The organism is Pseudomonas sp. SDO5591_S426, assembly GCF_054070755.1.
Window position 1 is genome coordinate 82,208 of record NZ_JBSVXD010000001.1, and the last position, 19,324, is coordinate 101,531.

Consider the following 19,324-nt stretch of genomic DNA (forward strand, 5'->3'; position numbering starts at 1 on the left):
TATTCGTATCGAACATTCACCTCGACCAAGCCCCGCAACATGCCGACCTGAACCGCACCTAAACTGCCGCTGCCGGCGAATACGATTGCGGTTTTGGTCGCCACATCGAATCCAAATGGTTTCGGGATCAATGCGTATGAGTAGAAGCGAATACTTAAAGCGAGAAAGCCACCCGTAAAATGCCCTCAAGATCTTTCGGCTTGCGCCCCAGCAGGTTTTCAAGGATGCGACTGTTCTGGTCGAAAGCGCCTTTATCGATAGCATTGCCCCAGCCGCTGAGGAATTTCGCGACCGCGGTTGGCCAGCCGTCACCCTCTCGAGCGGCGATGAATGCCTGAACGGAAATTGGTTGGTAAGCAACCGGCTTGCCCGTCAGTCGAGTCAACCCGTCTGCGATGTCCTGAAACGACCAGGTCTGTCCTGCATTGAGCAGGCAAGTGCGATTTTCATAGCCTGTTTGGGTTAACAGTTCGGCACCGGCTTCTGCCAGCTCGGTATAAGTGGCGAAGCTGGCTCGACCTTGCCCTGTTGGGGCGCTGAAGCCTTCTTTTGCCGCATTGGCACCGATGAGGAAGGGCAAATCGTTGGCGTACAGCGGATGTTGAATAATTGTGTACGTGAGGCCCGACTTCTCAAGCAATCGCTCGGTAGCTATATCGCTCTCCGTCACGCCCTCGATAGGTGCCAGCTCATCGTTGATCCGTTGAATACTGGTGTAAACCACATGACGAACACCCGCACGGCCGGCTGCAATGATCACGTTTTTATGCTGGGCAAGACGATCACTGAACGCTACGGCTGACACCAGGTAGATTTTTTCTACGCCTTCGAACGCCGCCACCAGCGAATCGTAGTCGGTGTAATCCCCTCGGCGCACTTCTATACCTAATGCAGCCAGAGGCTCCGCCTTTTCAATATCACGTGCCATTGCCACAACATCTGATGCCGGGATTTTTTGTATCAGTGAACGCAAGACAGCATTGCCCAATCTGCCTGTCGCGCCGGTAACGAGAATTTTTGCCATGATGCTTTGCTTTCCAATCTTGAACCAGGAGGAAGCCCATCATGACCAAAGCATCAAGGATTAATTAGTCTTCAATCGGTAGAATCAGCTTCAACCTAAAGTTGGAGATGATCGTGGAAACCCTGGGTAATCTTGAATCCTTCGTCCGTGCCGCAGAAGCCAGCAGCTTTTCCGAAGCCGCACGGCGCATGGGGATTTCCGCTGCCGCCGTCAGTAAAAATGTGGCGCGACTTGAAGCGAATCTGGGTACGCGGTTGTTCCACCGCAGCACGCGCAGTCTCACCCTCACCGAGGCGGGAGAGTTGTTTTACCAAGAGGTCGCGCAAGGCCTGGAAACCATCCAGGGGGCCATCAACCAGATTGGCGAAACTCGAGAAGTACCCGCAGGGCGACTACGGGTCAATTTGGCACCGTCTTTGGCTTACGATTATGTATTGCCATTGCTCAAGACCTTCAAACAGCGTTATCCCGCTGTGGTGCCGGATTGGCACCTGGAAATCCGACGTGTGGATTTGATAGGTGAAGGTTTTGATGTCGCTATCGGCGGAGGCATGGAATTGTCACCTGGCGTTGTGGCGCGCGAACTGGCCAAACTTCATCTCGTGGCTGTCGCTGCTCCATCATGGCTTGAAGGCAAACCGCTACCCGCTACGCCCAGCGATTTGCAGGGGGCCGATGGCATCGTAATGCGCTCGACCAACTCAGGGCGTTTGCTGAACTGGACACTTCGTGATTTCGAAGAAGGGCGGTACGACCTGAATCTAAAACCAGCAGCCATCATGAACGACCCAGAAGCGCTGTGTAGTTGCGCTGTGATGGGGTTAGGTGTCGCGCTACTACCCTTGGATCGCGCCTGGCCTCGCTTGCAAAACGGTGAGCTGGTTCGATTGTTACCCGACTGGTACGTGGATCTGGGCGTGGTCTCGATTTACTACTCTTCGAAAAAGTCTTTGCCGGCGAAAACACGGGTGTTCGTCGATTTTCTGTTGGAGCATTTTCAAGAATCGCTCTGCCAACACTTCCGTGCCGATTGACACATCGGTGCGCACCAGTTCTGACGGAAGTTCTGAAGCCATGAGCGGTTATTCGGAATACTTCGTGAAGATCAGGTCCGTAGCAGGGGGCAACTTCGTATGGCAAGCGAAGCAGCCATTGATGATCTTTTCACTGGGATTGGGCTTGCCGTTTTCAAACTGCCCGTAACCTAAGCATTCAGCCATTCGGACCAGATCAGCAAATGATTTCGCCTGCATTTTTTTCATCGCGTTACCACGGTGAATCTTGACAGTAACTTTGCAAGTTTGGAAAGCGTAGCAGTTCAAACGACAGGGCAGTGCCGAGCATGCTCACAAGCAGACGAATCACGTCAAAACGTCTATTCCCACCATCACCAGCATCAGGGCGAACAGCAGTTTCAGGATCCTGGGTGACAGCCTGGTCGGGACGTTGGCGAAATGGATACGCTAAATCTCGCGACGCAGTTTCCCCGGCGCTTCCCCGTAAAACGCCTTGAATTTCTTGCTGAAAGCCGACTGCGACTGGTAACCGACCTGCACGGCAATATCGCTCAACCCCAGATGGGAGTGGCTCAGCAGGTTGAACGCCAATTCCATCCGGACCTGAGTCAACAGCACCCAGGGTGATGCGCCCGCCACTCGTGCGAAGGCGCGCAGAAAAGTTGCCCGGGACATGCTTGCCATTTCCGCCAGCCCTTCAACGGTCCACTCGAATGCAGGGTCGGCCAACATCGCCTGCCACGCGCGTCCGAGACGTTTATCGCTGAGCAAGGCGAGTGAACCGGTGGTCTGGCCATCGCTTGCCAGGTGCGCTCGCAGGATCAAGGTAAACAGTGCCTGGGATAGCGCGTCGAGCATGAATCTGGAGCAGACCTGGTCACCATCCGCTTCGCCACGCAGCATCTCCACCAGCGCAGGCAACTGCCCACTGGTCGTGGGCGGGATGACCAGATACTCGGGCAGCGCGGCAAATAGCAGTGACGTGCGATTGAAGTGAAACCCGCCACAGAGCATGTCGAAATCGCGACTGGTCCCGCCAATTCGATGCATCGGTACGACACCACCTTCGTTAACGCTCGGCACGCTCGGCGCTACGGTTTTTCCTGGGCTGTGCATGACATGCGGCGCGCCTCGCGCAAGCAGCAGAATGTCCCCGGCCTTCATGGGAACGCGCTGGCCATCGGGAAAATCTACCCGGCACTCTCCGGCGAGCACGATGTGATAGGGCGCCCTGCCCAAGGCTTCCTGCGCATGCTCGCGAGCCCAATCCCCCTCGAATTGGCAGCGCAAATCCAGGCTGCCGCGAACATTGGCCAAGCTGATGAGTTTATCGATTGAGTTCATTTTGAGTTTTTCGCAATAAAAGCTGAGCCGATTGAGCAAATCCGAATCGCGCCACTGGAGAAAACAGAGTGTGTCGAAACAGTACACTCAACCTGTTCACGTTGAGACGATCAAGCAACAACTTGAGCATGACGAACAAAAGCACCGTTCGCCAAACCCGCAGACTGGCTCCACATTCAATGTTCTGGAGAAGTCTCATGCTCACCTCATTTGCAACCTGGTTACGGTTCCTCAGCAAAGTGGATACCTTTGGCGCTTCGCTTATGCGACTGGCAATCGGCATCGTTTTCCTGTGGATTGGCGCACTCAAATTCGTCCCCTACGAGGCCGACAGCATCACACCGTTTGTCGCCAACAGCCCCTTCATGTCGTTCTTCTACGAGCACCCGCAAGAGTACAAGGTTCACCTGACACATGAAGGCGAACTGAACGCGGACAAGCGCGCCTGGCAGACAGCCAATAACACTTACGGGTTCTCGACCGGGCTGGGCATTGTCGAACTCCTGATTGGCTTATTGGTGCTGTCCAACCCCATCTCACGACGCACCGGCTTACTCGGTGGTGCATTGGCCTTCGGTACGCCATTGGTGACTTTGAGCTTTCTGATCACCACGCCCGAAGCCTGGGTCGGTGCCCTGGGCGACGCCCAGAACGGTTTTCCCTACCTGTCCGGTGGCGGTCGCCTGGTGCTTAAAGACGTTTTGATGCTGGCAGGTTCGCTGACTGTGATGGCCGACTCCGCTCGTCATCTGCTGCGGGAAAGTCGTGCATGAGCCATCAACGCCTCGCTGGATTGTTTCACCCAGCACAATTAAGCCATGACATCCCTGCCGGTTCTCTAATTGCCCATAGATAGCGAGACTGAACGCAGAAGGCATTGACTCATTTCGGGCTAATGCAGAGTCCATCCAGGGAGTCCCCACATGATTGATCTTGCTCATTCCTGCGACGGTAACCCTTGGTTGGAGACTCCAGCCATGGCCCATAGCGAATACGAAGGTGGCTTTCTGCTGCCCCAACTGATGGGCGCACTCACTAGCGAGTCCAGAGCGACTCCTGTCACGCACAGATCCAATACGCATCAGAACAAGGTTTCGGTCTTGAAACGATGCGCCCCGATCTTGCGCGCATTGAAACTTCGTTTTTCTCCCCTTTAACGATGGTTGGACACACCTGTGTTGTGCGACCTTGCAGAGAATTGAGATGACCTACGACTTTGATTTATTTGTGATTGGTGCAGGCTCCGGCGGTGTCCGTGCCGCGCGTTTTGCCGCAGGATTCGGCGCGAAAGTGGCTGTTGCCGAAAGCCGCTACCTCGGTGGTACATGCGTGAATGTTGGTTGCGTGCCAAAGAAACTGCTGGTCTACGGCTCGCATTTTGCCGACGACTTCGTACAGGCCGAGGGCTTTGGCTGGACGGCCGGCAAGGCGCAATTCGACTGGGAAAAATTGATCTCCAACAAGAACCGCGAGATCGAACGACTCAACGGGATTTACCGCAAATTGTTGATCAACAGCGGCGTGACCTTGCTCGAAGGTCATGCACGGCTGACCGATGCCCATCACGTTGAAATCAACGGCCAACGTTACAGCGCAGAACGCATTCTGATTGCCACCGGTGGCTGGCCACAGATTCCGGATATTCCAGGTCGTGAGCACGCGATCACTTCGAATGAAGCATTCTTTCTGAAACAGCTGCCCAAGCGAGTATTGGTGGTTGGCGGCGGTTACATCGCCGTCGAATTTGCCGGCATTTTCAATGGTCTGGGTGCCGACACCAGCCTGCTGTATCGCGGTGATCTGTTCCTGCGCGGGTTTGATCAATCAGTTCGTACGCACCTTGTGGAAGAACTGAGCAAACGCGGTCTGCAATTGCAGTTCAACACCGATATCGTGCAGATCGACAAACAGGCGGACGGCAGTCTGCTGGCGACGCTCAACGACGGTCGTCAACTGGAGACCGACAGCATTTTCTACGCCACTGGCCGCCGCCCCATGCTCGACAATCTGGGCCTGGAAAACACCCGCGTCGCACTCAATGACAAGGGCTTCATCGACGTCAACGACAACTTCGAAACCCGCGAGCCATCGATTCTGGCATTGGGTGATGTGATTGGCCGGGTGCAACTGACTCCAGTCGCCACGGCAGAAGGCATGGCCGTCGCGCGTCGCCTGTTCAAACCTGAAGAATATCGCCCCGTGGATTACCGACACATTCCCACCGCGGTGTTCAGCCAGCCCAACATCGGCACCGTTGGGCTGACGGAAGAACAGGCACTGGAGCATGGCCACAAAGTCTTGGTTTTCGAGAGCCGATTCAAACCGATGAAACTGACCCTCACGGAGTCGACCGAGCAGACGCTGATGAAGCTGGTGGTGGATGCTGCGACTGATCGAGTACTGGGCGCGCACATGGTAGGCCCCGACGCCGGAGATATCATTCAAGGGCTGGCCATCGCGCTGAAAGCGGGGGCCACCAAGCGCCTGTTCGATGAAACCATCGGTGTGCACCCAACCTCGGCAGAAGAATTCGTGACGCTGCGTACGCCTGTCACCGGCAGATAACGGCAGACGGCCAATCTTCTTCCGTTGGTTCGATAGCCTCCAGGATCGATATACAATGCAGCGCATAAGCAGTGCCTATAGAGGAGAGTTCTTATGCTGCTACGACACTTGCGCTATTTGTTGGCAGTCGCCGATAACGCCGGCTTCACCCGCGCAGCCGAGGCGCTGCATGTTTCCCAGCCCACCTTGTCGCAGCAGATCCGGCAGCTGGAAGATACGCTTGGCGTTGTGCTGTTTGACCGAACCTCACGCACGGTCAAACCGACTGATGCGGGGCAGGCCTACATCGAATGTGCCCGTCGTGTATTGGTAGAGCTGGAGGCTGGCAAGCGCGCACTGCACGATGTGAAGGATCTGTCGCGCGGCACCCTGCGCCTGGCCATGACACCGACGTTCATGGCGTATCTGGTAGGACCGCTGATGCGCGACTATATGGCTCTCTATCCCAATATCCATCTGGAGATCTTTGAACTCTCCATGGCCGATATCGAAACCGGCCTGGCGGAGGACTCACTGGATATCGCCATCGCGTTTGATGAGGTGCGAAACCCGGACATCGAAACAATCCCGGCTTTCGTTGAAACCCTGGGGCTGGTGGTGGGGCGCGATCACCCGTTATACGACTGGAAGAAACCCTTGACCGCCGAGCAGGTCGCGCAACTGAACTTCGCGTTGCTGACTCCCGACTTCGCCACCCGCGTGTGTATTGACGAGTACTTCGCCAAGACGCAGATCACCCCCAACGTGGTGATCGAGGTCAACTCGGTCAACACTTTGCTGGAAGTCATGCGGCACACGGCGGTTGCCACTATTCTTCCGGAACCCATCGCTACCCAGGACCGCGCCCTGCGCAGGATCGCGCTGCTGGACAAAGGGCCACAGCGCGGAGCCGCTTTGTTGCGGCGCAAAAACAACTATCACAGCGCGGCGTCAGTCGCCTTTATGGACTTGATGCTGGGTGAATCGGTGCGTCAGTAGCCTCTGCAAAAAGAATGATCATTACACGCCATGAAATGCTGGATTGTAATTGCTGGTCATTCCGCTGTTTATGAGAGGAGGGGAAGATGACTCCATCGACGCGATCACCGGGTCGAACACATAAATAGTCGGAGTACGTCATGTCCCAGCAAGCGATCAAACTTTATCGTCACCCGTTGTCTGGTCACTCTCATCGGGTTGAACTGATGCTGTCCCTGCTCGGCCTGCCGACGGAACTGGTCTTTGTGGACTTAATGAAGGGCGCACACAAAACCCCCGAGTTCCTGGCGATCAACAGTTTTGGACAAGTCCCGGTGATCGATGACAACGGCACCGTACTGGCCGACTCCAACGGCATCGTGGTTTACCTGGCCGCCAAATATGGCAACGGCCAATGGCTGCCGACCGATCCGGTAACGCAAGCCAAGGTTCAACGCTGGTTGTCGGTGGCCGCCGGTCAAATCAGTTCGGGCCCTGCCACCGCGCGATTGATCACCGTGTTTGGTGCCGGTTATGACGCCGAAGAAACGATCAAACGTTCTCATGCCCTGCTTAAAGTCATGGAAGAAGAGCTGGGTCAAAGCAAATTCCTGGCCGGCGACAAGCCGACCGTCGCCGATGTTGCCGCCTACACGTACGTGTCCCACGCACCAGAAGGTAACGTGGCGCTGACTGACTACCCGAATGTCCGTGCCTGGTTGAGCAGCATCGAAGCGTTGCCGAACTTCGTTGGCATGCAACGTACCGCTGTAGGCTTGCAAGAGGCTTGATGCGAATCTTAAGGAGCTTGCCGGGAGATTAATCCCGGCAAGCTCCTTTTCATTTGCTTCGCAGTTCTCCCAGGACGCTTTAGGTACATGCAGCCCGACGGCACGTGCGAAAGTCACTGTAGCCGACGATACTGGCAAACAGGTCTTGCCGCGCAAGCGGCCATATACCTAACTGTCCTCTCATCAAGACAGGGTCGCCTATGGATCGTTTTCAAGAAATGCAGATATTCATGGCAGTAGCCGAGGAAGAAGGCTTTGCCGCGGCTGCCCGCCGATTGAACATCTCTCCCCCCAGCGTGACCCGTGCCATCGCCGCGATGGAAGAGCGCATCGGCACACAGCTCCTTTCTCGCACCACTCGTAGCCTGCATCTCACCGAAGCGGGTCAACGCTACCTTGAAGATTGTCGGCGTATCCTCAGCGATATCGACGAAGCGGAGGAGGCGGCGGCTGGCAGTTACTCGATACCGTGCGGGCATTTGACCGTAACCGCATCGGTGCTGTTTGGCGAGTTGTTCATCGCGCCGCTGCTGGTCGACTACGTGGATCAGTTTCCTTCGGTGCACCTCAATGCCTTGCTGGTGGATCGTGTCGTGAATATGGCTGACGAGGGTATCGATGTCGCCATACGCATCGGCCATTTGCATGAGACCAATCAGCACGCCATCAAAGTCGGCGAAGTACGCCAGGTGATCTGCGGTACACCCGATTATTTCGAGCGCAACGGCAGGCCGCGTCATCCCGGTGAACTCAGTTCCGCCAACATCGTCATGTCTTCGGCCAGCCATTTGCTGAGCGACTGGCAATTCGTCAACGACGGCAACGCACTGAGCTTTCGATTCGAACCGCGATTGGTGGTCACCGCCAATCAGGCCGCGATCAATATCGCCAGCCTGGGTTGGGGCGTCACGCGTGTATTGTCCTACCAAGTGGCCAACCAGGTGGCAGCTGGCGAACTGGAATTGGTGCTGGAAGACTTCGAACCGCCTGCGCTGCCCATTCAAGTGGTCTACCTCAAGAGCACCCGAATCCCGGCGAAGGTCCATACCTTCGTGGATTTTCTCGCGGATCGACTCGGCAAGGATTCGGCGCTCAAGGCTGTGGTGAAGGGTTCCAGCTGATGGATCGCTACCATGAAATGCTGATGTTCGAAGCTTTATCGGAGCGACCCAGCCTGGCTGCTGCGGCACGTCGTTTGAACGTGTCAGGACCCACGGTCGTTCGCGCCATTGCACGGCTGGAGGAACGTCTTGGCGTGCCACTGTTACTTCGCAGTACCCGCGGTGTGTCGCTGACTGAGGCCGGCGCCGGCTTCATGGCCGATTGTTCACGCATTCTCAAGGCCATCGAAGACGCAGAGGCTTCGGCCAAGGGCTTGCACGTTCAGGCCCAAGGCAATCTCACGGTATTGATGCCTTTGCTGTTCAGCCGCTATGTCATGAACCCGATGCTATCGAGTTATACGAACCTGTATCCCGAAGTAAGAGTCTTCGCGCAATACCATGATCGTTTTCCGAACATGAATGAGGAGGGAATCGACGTAGCTGTGCTCGTCGGTAATCTGCCCAGCTCATCATTGATCGCACGACAAGTAGGCCACGTGCGCTCGATTGTTTGCAGCAGCCCGGCCTATCTGGCCACTCACGGTGAGCCCGGCGTACCGGAAGATTTGAGACATCATCGGTTGGTCGCCACTCATGCTTATCGAGACAAGGTCCAGTGGGACTTTCACCAGGACGGTGAATTGAACCCTATAAAAGCCCGGTCACGGATCAGTTGCGCGACGGTGCAGGCGGCCATCGATGCTACTGCTCATGGCGCCGGCATTACCCGCTGCCTGAGCTATCCGTTGTACGAGTATTTGAACAGTGGGCGATTGCGGCGTGTATTGCAGCCCTATGAGTTACCGGCGCTGCCGGTGCATGTGGTGTACCGCGAGGGGCGCAAGGCCTCGATGCGGGTACGCAGTTTCGTCGACCACATCGTCGAGGGCCTGCGCGAACATCCGGCCATGCAGCCGGATGCTGATTGAGCGCGCGCAACTTGCACTGATACAGATGCCTATCAGGTATTTCAGTGAGCGAAATAGTGGATTGTCTTTTGTGGTCGTTCTTTGTACGGCGGTTAAGGCGGAGCATAAGCACACACACTCTTCCATGCTGTACAGCAGAGGTTCCTGACCGATGAAACGCGTGCTTATGTTACTGGCCAACGGCGTAGAGCCCTTGGAAATGGCCGCTTTTACCGACGTGCTTGGCTGGGCCAACCTGCTGGGAGATCACCCCGTGGAGCTGGTCAACGCCGGCCTTCGCAGAAAGATCGTGACCACCTTCGGTCTCTCGCTCAATCCGAGTTTTTTATTGAGCGATCTGGACGTGGGCAGCTTCGATGCCTTGGCACTGCCAGGTGGTTTTGAACCGTCGGGTTTTTACGAGGAAGCCCTGAGCGAACCCTTCCTGGCGACCATCCGGAATTTCGTCGAAGCCGGCAAACCCGTTGCCAGCGTATGCGTGTCTTCCGTGTGCCTGGGCGTGGCCGGCGTGCTGCGTAACAGGAACGCCACGACCTACCACCAAGAGGGCGGCAAGCGCAAAAACCAACTGTTGGAAACCGGTGCACGCTTTGTCGATCGCCCGGTGGTTATCGATGACCAGATCATCACTTCAAGCGGACCGGGCACTGCCACCGAAGTTGCCTTCGCGCTGCTCGAAAAAATAACCAGCGTTGAAAATGCCGCTTTTATTCGCAAGAAAATGCGCTTCGCCACCCCCGACCGTGATTGGTACGAAACGCCGCAAGTGCCCTGAAATGATCCACCCACTCCGAATCGACTCTTTACCAAGGTAACCGTATGACTGACACAGCACTCATCGTCGTTGATATTCAGAATGACTATTTTTCCGGCGGCAAATGGGAACTCAACGCGACTGACTCGGCCGCTGGCAATGCGGCTCGTGTCATTGGAGCAGCACGTGAGCGGGGTGACTTGGTCATCCATATCCGTCACGAGACTTTAGCGCCTGATGCACCGTTTTTTGTCCCAGGCTCCGACGGCGCGCAATTGCACGAGAAGGTGCGCAATTAAAGTTCGGGTACGCCGAAGTGCTGAGCACTGACGAGTATGTGGCCTAGGCAAAGCACAGAGTTGATGATTCCCGGCAACTGCGAATTAGCCCCCGCTGCCGGGGATTCAACCATTCCTCGCCGGGCGGGGGGTGAAGGGCACCTGTTCACGAATGCGTAGAGGTGATCATGAATCAATCGGACGCGCCAGAAGCATCCCCTTGGCATGCGGGTGAGCGAGAGTTGCAGGAAAGCGTCGGCGTCGCCGATCAGATGGAGACATTCGGACGCAAGGTAGTACGTGACTACATGCCTGATCAGCATCGATTGTTTTACAACCAGTTGCCTTACCTGGTGGTGGGCGCGGTCGATGAACAAGGGATGCCTTGGGCCACGTTGATCGAAGGCCCGCCGGGCTTCATCCATTCACCCGATCCGCGAGTGCTGCAGCTCGACCGCCTGCCCGCCGAGGGTGATCCGGTCAGGGCGGCCCTTAAGCAGGGCGCTGCGGTGGGACTGCTGGGCATTGACCTGAAGACCCGAAGGCGCAATCGCATGAACGGCAACATCAGCACCGCCTCGTCAGGCGGTTTTGCCGTTTCTGTGGTGCACGCTTTCGGCAACTGCCCGCAGTACATTCAGTTGCGAGGCGTTGAACCGGTCAGCCTTGGCCAAGCGTCATCAAATGTCCCGCCCGAATGTCTCAGCGAACTCGATGAAGCCGCCAAGGCGACCATCAGCAAGGCCGATACCTTTTTCATCGCCAGCTACGTCGACCTGGATGGCGATGCATCCCGACGCTCGGTGGACGTTTCGCACCGAGGGGGCAATTCAGGTTTCGTCAGGATCGAAGGCAACGTGCTGACGATTCCCGATTTCGCGGGCAACCTGCACTTCAACACCTTGGGTAATTTCCTGCTCAACCCGCGCGCGGGGCTGGCGTTCATCGATTTTGAAACAGGCGACATGCTGCAAGTCAGCGGGCGTACCGAGATCATTCTCGAAGGGCCAGAGATTGCCGCCTTTCAGGGGGCTGAGCGTCTCTGGACGCTGACCGTGGAACAGGTGGTTCGACGTCAGGCCGTGTTGGCCCTGCGTTGGCGGTTTGAAGGTTTCTCGCCTAACAGCCTGATGACGGGCAGTTGGGAGCAGGCTGAAGGCCGATTGCAAGCCGATAGCCTGCGCAATCAATGGCGACCGCTGAGGGTGACGCGGATCGTTGACGAGAGCAGCACCATTCGCTCCTTCTACTTTGAACCGGCCGATGGCGCGGGCATACCTCGGTTCGAAGCTGGCCAACATCTGCCGGTGCGTTTTTGCCTTGCGCAAGGACAGGCGCCCCTGGTCAGGACCTACAGCCTGTCGAGCGCGCCGTCGGACAGTTTTTTCCGCATCAGCGTCAAGCGTGACGGACTTATCTCGTCCCATCTGCATGACCGCGTTCAGGTCGGGGATCTGGTTGAAGCCCGTACCCCTCAAGGGCGCTTCACGGTGCAAGCCGATGAATATCGACCGTTGGTTTTGCTGGCCGCGGGCGTGGGCGTGACCCCGCTGCTGTCGATGCTGCGTGAAGTGATTTATGAAGGCGAACGAATTCGTCGCACTCGTCCCACCTGGTTCATCCAAAGTGCGCGCAGCCTGGGGGAGCTAGGGTTTCGCGATGAGCTCTACGAACTGGCGACCCGTGCCAAGGATAAAATTCGTGCACTGCGTCTGCTCAGTCAGCCGGAAACGCATGCTCGCGTTGGTGAGGATTTTGAGGTGGCGGGGCGTGTGGATGTCGAACTGCTCAAGGCATTGCTGCCCCTGGACGATTACGACTTTTACCTGTGTGGCCCTGGTGCTTTTACCCAGGCGCTGTACGACGGCCTGCGTCAGTTGCGTATTGGCGATGATCGTATTCACGCGGAGACTTTCGGTCCTTCGACCCTGGTTCGCCAACGGGATCATTTAGCTCCGGCGGTCGAGCAGATACCCGCGGCAAGCAGCCCGGTCAAAGTGCTGTTTTCGGCGTCGGCGAAGGAAGCTCGGTGGGAGCCGGGTGGCGGGAGTCTACTGGAACTGGCCGAGAGCCGTGGTCTGAACCCGGACTTCAGTTGCCGGGGCGGCTCGTGCGGTACATGCCGGACCCGGTTGGTCAGTGGCCAAGTGCATTATCTGAATCTGCCGGCTGAGATGCCGGCCGAAGGGGAGGTACTGATTTGCTGTGCGGTGCCAGCGCAAGCCAAGGAGGGCGACGCCCCCCTGGTGCTGGATTTGTGAGTTGGCGTCATCGGTATTCATCCCGCCATGCGCGGGTCAGGCAACAGCTTTGGCTGGGCGGGCATGAACGGCAACGGTGTTCGGATGCTTGACCAGAGACTTGAAGGTCTTGTTGTCGGCGTCCAAAGCGTCGATTGAACCGGTGCCGATGTCGTAGACCCAGCCATGCAGATTGACCAGACCTTTTTCCTGAGCCAGGCGCACGCTCGGATGGGTCTGAATATTGGCCAGTTGGGCGATGACGTTCTCACGCACCATCGAACTGACTTTGGCGGCTTCATTTGCGTGAGGACGCGACTCGTTGATGACTTTCGCCGACTCGGCATGTTGCAACCAGCCGGCGACCGCAGGCAGGTGATCCATGCAGGTGCACTTTGCGACAGCGGTCATGGCACCGCAATCGGAATGGCCGCAGATCACGATATCGGTCACGCCCAGTACGGCGACAGCGTATTCCACGGTGGCAGACACACCACCGGAATGTGGGCTGTAGGACGGCACGATGTTGCCGGCGTTACGGATCACGAACAGTTCGCCAGGCTCTTGCTGCGTCAACAGTTCCGGTACAACACGGCTGTCGGAACAGGTGATGAACAAGGTGCCCGGATGTTGCGTGGTGGCCAGGTGTTTGAACAGGTCAGTGCGTTGTGGGAATGCTTCTTTCTGGAACTTCAAGAAACCTTCGATGAGCGCTTTCATGGTGTGTACCTTCAATAAGTTGTGTTTGGGTAACGATCAGTTGGTGCAGCCGCTGCCGATCACGCTGTATTCCAGGATGTGGGTTTCACCATGCGAGTCGCCGTAAGTCATTTGCACCGGCGTCGGGCCACAGACATCCGCCGTCGGAGTGAGGTGGATGACTTTGGCGATATCCAGATGCATGCCATACGCATATGGAACGGCCTCAGGGGCGACTACAGCTTGCTGTGCGTAGGCTGACAACGAAGCCGTCAGGGACAGGGCGAGAAACAGAATTTTTTTCATGACGAATCCTCCATTCAAATGTGGTGATTGATCGAAAAGGGTTAAGAAGTTTTTTGAAGCAGGCCCGCAAGGCTGCGGGCCGATTTACAGGTCCGGTTGCATCCTTAGAAAGGACGCAGTGGCAGGAACTTGCCGTCGAGGGTGATCACTGCACGGTGGCCGCCTTCCGGGTCTTCGACTTTCTTCATGTCGAGCTTGAAGTTGATCGCGCTGATGATGCCGTCACCAAACTGCTCGTGAACCAGGGCTTTCAAGGTGGTGCCGTAGATCTGGATCATTTCGTAGAAGCGGTAGATGGTCGGATCCGTTGGAACACCCGACAGGCTGCCGCGCAGCGGGATGATTTGCAGGCGGGCGACCGAGTCGGCGTCCAGGTCCAGTTTTTCGCCGATCACTTTGGCAGCGGCTTCAGGCAGCGGATGCTGGCCGAGCAGGGCAGCGGTGACATAAGCCAGACCGAGGCCGGTGCCTTGGGTGACCTCTTCGAAAGACAGATTCTTGCGAGCCTTGGCGTCGAGGATTTTCGCGGTCAGCTCGAGGCTGTTGTCGTTGTAAGCGTGGGACTGTTGCATGGTGTTTCTCCTATCGGGCTTGCTTGGTGAGTGTTGCTTGGGTGTGAAGCAATCTTCTGCCGTTTGCTCGATAGCGTCCAAGACCGATAAACAATCCTTCGCATAAGTCCTGCCTATAGATGCCTGTTGGAGAGATCATGAAAGTTGAAAACTCAGAAGCGCTGCTATTGATCCCCAACGGCTACCCTGTCTGTATAGACGTCGCGAAGGTAAGCATCGGAGGGGAGGCACGGCCATGCGTTTTGTCTTGCCCTTGCACGGGCAAAACCTGCCATTGCTGCATCGTCAGGAAACGAAACTGGTAGTGGCGCTTGAGGGGCAACTGGATATTCGCGCCGGTCGACAGCGCATTGCGTTGCTTGAAGAGGGGGAGGTGAGGTGATCGCCTCGATCTATTTCAAGCAGCTTCTCTGTTGGCACTTATTTCGAGCAATGTTGCGCTTTTTTCGCTCAGGTAATGACTGAAGCGCGAACGAAGCCAGCGTTCGCCTGGATCGTTGTCCAGCGTGGCGCTCCATGACATGGATAGATCAAGGGACGGGAGATTCAGCGGAACGGGGTCAGCGCGTAAACTACCTTGCCGCGTCATGGCCTTGGCGACGTAATCGGGTACGACGGCCAACATCTGCGTGCCCTCAAGCAGTGTTTTAAGTGCGCTGTATTGTGGAACAGCCAGGAGTACCTGGCGCTGCCGCCCCAGAGATCCCAGCGCTCGGTCAATGTAATCGGACGCTTCACCGTTGACCGAAATAGAGACGTGTGGACGATTGCAGTACTCGTTGAGGTCCAGCGCACCGGCCATGTTGTCGGCGCTCAAAACAGTAGGACGGATGCTGCGCAGGAATTTGCGTTTAGCATTGGCGGGGAGTTCGCGGCAATGGTATACGCCCAGTGACACCTCGCCTGTCGACAGCTGATTGGCCAGCAATGAGTGATCGGTACGACGCACGACAAAACCGACTTGAGGCGCTTCCATGCGGAGTTGGCGCAGCAGGTCAGGCAGCAACGAATATTCAACATCATCCGAAAGACCAATCCTGAAAACGCTGGTACTGGTCAGGGGATCGAATTCACTCATGTTGCTCAGCGCTGCCGCCATGGTGTCGAGGGCAGGGGTCAAGGCGAGTTGTATTTGAAATGCTCTGCTCGTTGGCTCCATGGTTCTGCCCATGCGAATGAACAGCGGGTCATCGAAAAACTGACGCAGCCGACTCAGGGAGGCACTGATCGCCGATTGGCAGAGAAACAGTTTCTCACCGGCGCGGGTAAGATTTCGTTCGTGCATCAGCGTTTCGAAAACGATCAAAAGACTGAAGTCGATTTTGCGCAGATCGTTTCTGTTCATGGTCATCACCAAAAGGGTTGCGGCCCGTCATTGTGCTTCAGCGCGCAAAGAGCGATGTTCAAAGGGCATCTGACTCGTTGCCTGTGAGCCTCTAAGCGGACGGTAATAATCAAATCAATTAAACGGCTTTGGAGGCCTGTGTTAATTGAAATGCCGCTTTCGTTGGCTTGGATGTATCGTGAATGATGATGATTTGATTAGCACTTCTACGTAGGTTTCAATCGTCTAAGGTATAAGTGGTAGGGGCTAATACTTGAGTATAAGGGGGGGGTTAATTGCGTGGGTCGGGTGAGTGAGCCGAAAAAGAAACAATCAATATTTTTCAGTTAACTAACGAGGTTTAACAAAGCGCATCGCGGTTGTCAGTTTGCGATAAAACCTGCCTCTCTATCCCTCAGGATTTGCTCAATACAATCAATCATCAGTTGTCCGTCAAATGGTTTGCTGAGAAAACAGATCGCTCCCGCGGATTTTGCACGTTTGCGAACCGACTCCTCCGGGTATGCGGTGATGAAGATAATGGGGATGTCGTGCCCTTTACTGAGGAGTTCAGACTGCAGATCCAGGCCCGTCATGCCCGGCATTTGAACGTCCGAGATCAGGCAGTCCGTGCCGTAGCTTTTGGCGCAGGCGAGAAAATCTTCGGCACAGGAAAAAAGACTGGGTTCACAGCCCAAGGAACGCACCAGGCTACTGAGTGCGATTCGGCCAGATTCGTCATCGTCGACGATGGAGATCACAGGGACTTTGTTCACTGCGCGGATCCTGGGCGCAACATCAATGGATTCGAAACAGCTGAAAAGCTATCGCGCCAATTCCACTCTATTTGCCAATAACCCTAAAAGAAATCATACACACGTATGTGTTGCTCAGCGTTTTGGTCCGATCCCCAGGTTTTGTGCCATGCGAACCAAGTCTGCAAACGACTTTGCGTGCATTTTCTTCATCACATGGCCGCGATGGATTTTGACGGTGATTTCACTCAGATTCAGTTCTCCCGCAATCTGTTTATTCATCAGGCCCTTGGCTGCGTGGACCATGACCTCTCGCTCACGGGCCGTCAGCGATTGGTAGCAGGCATGCATTTGCGCGTCCTGCTGGTCGATTTCCCGGCGCTTGGCATCCTTGTGGTGAGCAGCGGCGACCGCATCCAGCAAATCCTGATCGCGGAACGGTTTGACCAGAAAATCCACGGCCCCGGCCTTCATCGCCTTGACTGACATGGCGATGTCCCCATGTCCCGAGATGAAGATAATGGGCAATGCGATCTTCGACTCCACCAACTGATGTTGGAACTCCAGGCCACTGGCGCCCTGGAGCCGAACATCGAGCACCAGACAACTGGGCGCATCGGGATCGGGCAGTTGTAGAAACTCTGCGGGCGAGGCAAACGTCTGCACTTGGAGTCCCACCGAACGAAAGAGACTACTGAGCGCTTCGCGCATGGGGGCCTCGTCGTCAATCACGAAGACGACAGGGCCCTTATCCATGGAAGAAATATCTTCGTTCACGCAGGCTCCTCATTGCTGTCGGGGAAGGACAAGTGGAACGCCGCGCCTTCACCGTCTTCACTTGTCGCCCAGATGCGGCCGCCATGGGCATCGATGATCGATCGACAAATGGATAACCCCATGCCCATTCCGTCGGGCTTGGTTGTGTAGAAAGCGTTGAAGAGTCTGGGCATGCTTTGTGGCGAAATACCGGGGCCGTTGTCTTTGACATCCACGCACAGTTCGCCCGCATCAGAACGCCTGAGGCACACATGGAGCGTGCGAGGGTTACCTTTGGTATTGGACATTGCCTGCACACCATTCATGATCAGATTGATGATGACCTGCTGGAGTTGGACACGGTCACCCATGATCTCGGCAGTCTCAGTATCGTATTGATGGTCTAGCACAATTTTGTTCCGTCTGACCTCCCTGTCGACCAGCGCCAATGACTCTTCAATGACCTCCATGAGATCAACGGGGACGCTTTGAGGATCGGTCTTGCGTGACATTGCCCGGATACGTCGAATCACTTCGCTTGCTCGATGGGTCTCGCTCATCATCCGCTCCATCGCACTGCGCACCTCATCGATGTTTGGATTATCGCGATTCAACCAGCGCAAACCGGCAGTGCCATTGGTGGTCACGGCGGCCAATGGCTGGTTGACTTCATGTGCTATCGATGCCGCCAGTTCACCCAATGTTGTGATCCGGGTCACATGAGCCAGTTCAGTCTGCGAGCGATGGAGCGCTTCCTCAGACATCTTTGCATCAGTGACATCCATCAGCGCCCCGATGTATTCAAAATTCCCGGCAGCGTCCTGGACGGGATGAGCCAGCATTTGCACGTGCTTGATCCGCCCGTCGGCCATCAACAAGCGATACTCCACCTTGATGTGGGGCTCTTTCTGGTAGGCGTGCTTGATCGACACTTTGACCAGGTCCAGATCATCGGGATGGGTTTTTTTCAGGACGCTGGACAGCAGCGGTTCCTCGTCGTCGCCGAACTCGAATATTCGCCGAGCCTCGTCGGACCAGTACATCTCGCCGCCAGGGATCTTCAGACCAATGCTCCCGGTCTGACTCAGCCATTGAGCACCGGCCAGAAACGCTTCGCTGCGTCGCAGGGCATTGATAGCCCTTTTTTGCTCGGTGATATCGTTGTGAGTGGCCAAAATCGCTTTTGGTTGATTGCTCTCGTCCCGTGACAGTGAACAGCGACTTATAACCGTCACGGGGGTTCCGTCACGTCGGTGTTCCACAACTTCGCCTTCCCATCGGCCGGTTTCTGTCAGCGAGGTCATGATTTGCTCCCAGGTGAGCATCAGTTGAGGCCGCAGAAGCTTTCGAAAATCCTGACCGATAGCTTGTGCTTTTGACCAGCCATACAAGGCTTCGGCGCCCGGGCTCCAGGTAGTGATGACGCCGTTCATGTCTCGAACGATGATTGCGTCATGGGTTTGCGCGAGCATCCGCACCTGCTCTTGCAACTCGTCATTGGCTGCTTTGTTTTTCAGTGCCAGTAAAGTGGTGATACCGATCGCGGACAGGCTGACCAGACAACGGGCGAACGCGGAGCCGTTGAAGTCGCTGCCATGGGAAATAAAGAAAGCGGCCAAGGTTAATCCAAAGCAGGAGAGCGAAACGCGAATTACACCTTTGCGGGAAAACAGGTTCACCGACATCAGAATCACGGCGACATAGAGCACCGCTATGGCGATATGGATGGAAGTGAGCGTGTCGATGATGAAGATCGCGCCTGCCAGCGTGGCGGCGCCAAATCTCTGGAGTTGCGTATGAGCAGCAGGGGGCGAGGGGCTATCTACAGCTACCGTCGGTTCAATTGAGATTTTCATATCAATCAATAGGCCTGCTGGGAGTGCAATTCATCACGGGTGATTGCAGTGAACA

Annotated in this window: 19 protein-coding genes and 3 pseudogenes; 11 read left to right on the forward strand and 11 right to left on the reverse strand. The window is 56.0% G+C overall.

The features are described 5' to 3' along the window. Positions 1-2: 2 nt before the first annotated feature. Both ACW9JC_RS00320 and ACW9JC_RS00325 read right to left on the reverse strand, forming a co-directional pair. Positions 3-104, reverse strand: a pseudogene (locus ACW9JC_RS00320) (patatin-like phospholipase family protein); the annotation flags it as partial. A 50-nt stretch (positions 105-154) separates the two neighbouring features. Beyond that, positions 155-1,024 carry an SDR family oxidoreductase gene (locus ACW9JC_RS00325; protein WP_457452835.1) on the reverse strand — a complete coding sequence of 290 codons (870 nt, stop codon included), beginning with the start codon at positions 1,022-1,024 and terminating at the stop codon, positions 155-157. Between the two features lie 113 nt (positions 1,025-1,137). Here ACW9JC_RS00325 and ACW9JC_RS00330 point away from each other — a divergent pair, with 113 nt between their 5' ends. Beyond that, positions 1,138-2,058: a LysR family transcriptional regulator gene (locus ACW9JC_RS00330; RefSeq protein WP_457452837.1), complete on the forward strand. Its 921-nt coding sequence runs from the start codon at positions 1,138-1,140 to the stop codon at positions 2,056-2,058. A gap of 48 nt (positions 2,059-2,106) precedes the next feature. On the opposite strand, the pseudogene ACW9JC_RS00335 reads toward ACW9JC_RS00330, so the two are convergent. Both ACW9JC_RS00335 and ACW9JC_RS00340 read right to left on the reverse strand, forming a co-directional pair. Beyond that, positions 2,107-2,319: pseudogene (locus tag ACW9JC_RS00335) on the reverse strand (LuxR C-terminal-related transcriptional regulator); the annotation flags it as partial. A 168-nt stretch (positions 2,320-2,487) separates the two neighbouring features. Continuing rightward, positions 2,488-3,384, reverse strand: a complete 897-nt coding sequence (locus tag ACW9JC_RS00340; RefSeq protein WP_457452839.1) for an AraC family transcriptional regulator — start codon at positions 3,382-3,384, stop codon at positions 2,488-2,490. 197 nt (positions 3,385-3,581) lie between these two features. Between ACW9JC_RS00340 and rclC the strand changes: the two genes are divergently transcribed. From rclC to ACW9JC_RS00385, 9 genes and pseudogenes are all read left to right on the forward strand, one after another. Continuing rightward, positions 3,582-4,157 carry a reactive chlorine resistance membrane protein RclC gene (gene rclC, locus ACW9JC_RS00345; protein WP_448107917.1) on the forward strand — a complete coding sequence of 192 codons (576 nt, stop codon included), beginning with the start codon at positions 3,582-3,584 and terminating at the stop codon, positions 4,155-4,157. A 430-nt stretch (positions 4,158-4,587) separates the two neighbouring features. Beyond that, positions 4,588-5,949 carry a glutathione-disulfide reductase gene (gene gorA, locus ACW9JC_RS00350; RefSeq protein WP_457452841.1) on the forward strand — a complete coding sequence of 454 codons (1,362 nt, stop codon included), beginning with the start codon at positions 4,588-4,590 and terminating at the stop codon, positions 5,947-5,949. A 93-nt stretch (positions 5,950-6,042) separates the two neighbouring features. Next, positions 6,043-6,927, forward strand: a complete 885-nt coding sequence (cynR, locus tag ACW9JC_RS00355; protein WP_338580935.1) for a transcriptional regulator CynR — start codon at positions 6,043-6,045, stop codon at positions 6,925-6,927. A 140-nt stretch (positions 6,928-7,067) separates the two neighbouring features. Then, complete coding sequence (locus tag ACW9JC_RS00360) at positions 7,068-7,697, forward strand: glutathione S-transferase family protein (protein ID WP_457452843.1); 630 nt, start codon at positions 7,068-7,070, stop codon at positions 7,695-7,697. Positions 7,698-7,897: 200 nt separating this feature from the next. Beyond that, the gene (locus ACW9JC_RS00365; protein ID WP_457452844.1) at positions 7,898-8,818 is read left to right on the forward strand and encodes a LysR substrate-binding domain-containing protein; all 921 of its coding nucleotides are present in this window, start codon (positions 7,898-7,900) and stop codon (positions 8,816-8,818) included. Beyond that, positions 8,818-9,729 (forward strand): LysR family transcriptional regulator, encoded by a 912-nt coding sequence (locus ACW9JC_RS00370; RefSeq protein ID WP_457452845.1) that lies wholly within the window; start codon positions 8,818-8,820, stop codon positions 9,727-9,729. The genes ACW9JC_RS00365 and ACW9JC_RS00370 overlap by 1 nt, the downstream gene beginning before the upstream one ends. Positions 9,730-9,880: 151 nt before the next feature. Next, entirely contained in the window at positions 9,881-10,504 is a 624-nt protein-coding gene (locus ACW9JC_RS00375; RefSeq protein ID WP_457452846.1) for a DJ-1/PfpI family protein, read from the forward strand. A gap of 44 nt (positions 10,505-10,548) precedes the next feature. Beyond that, a pseudogene (locus tag ACW9JC_RS00380) lies at positions 10,549-10,773 on the forward strand (isochorismatase family protein); the annotation flags it as partial. Positions 10,774-10,949: 176 nt separating this feature from the next. Beyond that, a complete protein-coding gene (locus ACW9JC_RS00385) occupies positions 10,950-13,022 on the forward strand; it encodes a 2Fe-2S iron-sulfur cluster-binding protein (protein ID WP_457452847.1) in 2,073 nt (690 codons plus the stop codon). Positions 13,023-13,058: 36 nt separating this feature from the next. Here the strand turns inward: ACW9JC_RS00385 and ACW9JC_RS00390 are convergent, their stop codons facing one another. From ACW9JC_RS00390 to cynS, 3 genes are all read right to left on the reverse strand, one after another. Further along, positions 13,059-13,721, reverse strand: a complete 663-nt coding sequence (locus ACW9JC_RS00390; RefSeq protein ID WP_448107925.1) for a carbonic anhydrase — start codon at positions 13,719-13,721, stop codon at positions 13,059-13,061. Between the two features lie 36 nt (positions 13,722-13,757). Then, entirely contained in the window at positions 13,758-14,006 is a 249-nt protein-coding gene (locus tag ACW9JC_RS00395) for a DUF2790 domain-containing protein (RefSeq protein WP_457452850.1), read from the reverse strand. 104 nt (positions 14,007-14,110) lie between these two features. Beyond that, entirely contained in the window at positions 14,111-14,578 is a 468-nt protein-coding gene (cynS, locus tag ACW9JC_RS00400) for a cyanase (protein ID WP_457452852.1), read from the reverse strand. Between the two features lie 235 nt (positions 14,579-14,813). On the opposite strand from cynS, the gene ACW9JC_RS00405 reads away from it, so the two are divergent. After that, positions 14,814-14,960: a hypothetical protein gene (locus ACW9JC_RS00405; RefSeq protein ID WP_457452854.1), complete on the forward strand. Its 147-nt coding sequence runs from the start codon at positions 14,814-14,816 to the stop codon at positions 14,958-14,960. A gap of 15 nt (positions 14,961-14,975) precedes the next feature. On the opposite strand, the gene ACW9JC_RS00410 is transcribed toward ACW9JC_RS00405, so the two are convergent. The 4 genes from ACW9JC_RS00410 to ACW9JC_RS00425 form a co-directional block, all read right to left on the reverse strand. Next, entirely contained in the window at positions 14,976-15,923 is a 948-nt protein-coding gene (locus ACW9JC_RS00410; protein ID WP_457452855.1) for a LysR family transcriptional regulator, read from the reverse strand. A gap of 362 nt (positions 15,924-16,285) precedes the next feature. Next, positions 16,286-16,678 carry a response regulator transcription factor gene (locus ACW9JC_RS00415; protein ID WP_448107930.1) on the reverse strand — a complete coding sequence of 131 codons (393 nt, stop codon included), beginning with the start codon at positions 16,676-16,678 and terminating at the stop codon, positions 16,286-16,288. A 114-nt stretch (positions 16,679-16,792) separates the two neighbouring features. Further along, positions 16,793-17,413, reverse strand: coding sequence for a response regulator transcription factor (locus tag ACW9JC_RS00420; protein WP_457452910.1), 621 nt, complete (start codon positions 17,411-17,413; stop codon positions 16,793-16,795). A gap of 17 nt (positions 17,414-17,430) precedes the next feature. After that, on the reverse strand, positions 17,431-19,269 hold the full coding sequence (locus ACW9JC_RS00425; protein ID WP_457452857.1) for a PAS domain-containing sensor histidine kinase: 1,839 nt from the start codon (positions 19,267-19,269) through the stop codon (positions 17,431-17,433). Positions 19,270-19,324: the final 55 nt, after the last annotated feature.